The 1,641-nt window shown below is 73.6% G+C and carries 1 protein-coding gene and 2 pseudogenes; all 3 read left to right on the top strand.

Annotated features, from left to right (window positions below; genetic code table 11):
- Positions 1-222 (top strand): annotated as a pseudogene (locus AWZ10_RS04855) (hypothetical protein); the annotation flags it as partial.
- A complete protein-coding gene (locus AWZ10_RS04860) occupies positions 219-1,166 on the top strand; it encodes a glycosyltransferase family 2 protein (protein WP_060890535.1) in 948 nt (315 codons plus the stop codon). The pseudogene AWZ10_RS04855 and the gene AWZ10_RS04860, both read left to right, overlap by 4 nt.
- A pseudogene (locus AWZ10_RS04865) lies at positions 1,163-1,641 on the top strand (polysaccharide pyruvyl transferase family protein); the annotation flags it as partial. The gene AWZ10_RS04860 and the pseudogene AWZ10_RS04865, both read left to right, overlap by 4 nt.

The following is a 1,641-nucleotide window of genomic DNA, read 5'->3' on the forward strand; positions in this document are numbered from 1 at the left end:
CGGGCACTCGCCGCGGCCCGGCGCATCCTGCGCTGCCAGTTGTTCGCCTCCGCCTGCTATGTCGTCGGCGGGCTCGGCGGGGCTGCCGTGGCCGGCACGGTCGGTTCGGCCTGGGGCGTCGCCGCCGCGACCCTCGCCGGCTCCGCCGCGTGGTGGCTGCAACTGCGCTCCGCCCTGCGCGAGCGCCGCAAGCACTCCATCCCCGAAGTGAGGACGTCATGACCGCCCATCCCCGGCTGAGCATCGGCCTGCCCGTGTACAACGGCGAGGAGTACCTGGCCGAATCGCTCGACGCCCTGCTCGGCCAGACCTACGAGGACTTCGAGCTGGTCATCTCCGACAACGCCTCGACCGACGGCACCCAGGACATCTGCCGCCGGTACGCCGAGAAGGACTCGCGTATCCGGTACCTCCGGCTGCCCCGGAACATCGGCGCCGCGCCGAACCACAACCACGTGTTCACCGAGTGCCGCGGCGAGCTGTTCAAGTGGGCCTCGCACGACGACCTGTACGCCCGGGACCTGCTGCTGCGCTGCGTCCAGGCGCTGGACGAACGGCCTGACGTGATCCTCGCGCACAGCGGCCAGGCGGTCATCGACGGCGACGGCAAGGTGAAGGTGCCCTACGAGTACGGGCTCGCCACCGACTCGCCGCACGCGCCGGAGCGTTTCCGCAGCCTGCTGTTCGAACCCGGTGGCGACGACTTCTACGGGGTGATGCGGGCCGACGTGCTGCGCCGGGTGAAGCCGCACGACAGCTACCACCACGCGGATCGCACGTTCGTCGCAGAGATCACCCTGCACGGGCCCTTCCACCAGGTTCCGGAGCTGCTGTACTTCCGCCGCGACCACCCCACGCGCGCCGAGCGGGCGAACCCGTCCAAGCGCTCCCGGTGCGTCAACCTGGACCCGCGCCGGGCGGGCCCGCTGCACCCGACGCCCCGGCTGCTCGCCGAGTACGTCTGGGGCTTCGTCTCGGCGATCCGGCGGGCGCCGTTGTCCCCGGCCGACCGGCGCGCGTGCTATCGACACCTGGCCGCATGGATGACCAGCCGGGTCCGGCCGGGCGCCGGCGAGCGGGTCGAGGACCGCGCCCCGGTCGCCCCGGACCGGCTCACCGTCTCCGTCGACGCCCTCGTCGCCGGCCGTGAGGGCAGGCAGGCATGAGGTCCGGGCACGGGGCTCCGGTGCGGGTCGGGGTGTTCGGCCTGCTCGGCTCCGGCAACCTCGGCAACGACGGGTCGCTGGAGGCCGTGCTCGGGTACCTCCGCGCCGAGCACCCGGAGGCGGTCGTGGACGCGCTGTGCGGCGGACCCGAGGTCGTCGCGGCCCGGTACGGGATCCCCGCGACACGGCTGCACTGGTACCGCGGCGAGTACCGGACCGCGTCGCGTGCGGGCGCGATCGGGGGGAAGGGGCTGGGCAAACTCGTCGACGCCTTCCGCACCGCCGCCTGGGTACGCCGGCACGACGTGGTGATCGTGCCGGGCATGGGCGTCCTGGAGGCCACGCTGCCACTGCGGCCGTGGGGCTTCCCGTACGCGCTGTTCCTGCTCTGCGCGACCGGCCGGCTGCTGCGCACCCGGGTCGCGCTGGTCGGCGTCGGCGCCGCCGCGATCGGCAACCGGCCGACCCGGACCCT

The organism is Streptomyces europaeiscabiei (assembly GCF_001550375.1).
GTDB classification, from domain to species: Bacteria; Actinomycetota; Actinomycetes; order Streptomycetales; family Streptomycetaceae; genus Streptomyces; species Streptomyces europaeiscabiei.

Bases quoted from the DNA above. Each gene is read 5' to 3' on its own strand.
- AWZ10_RS04860 (WP_060890535.1), top strand. From the start codon at position 219: ATGACCGCCCATCCCCGGCTGAGCATCGGCCTGCCCGTGTACAACGGC.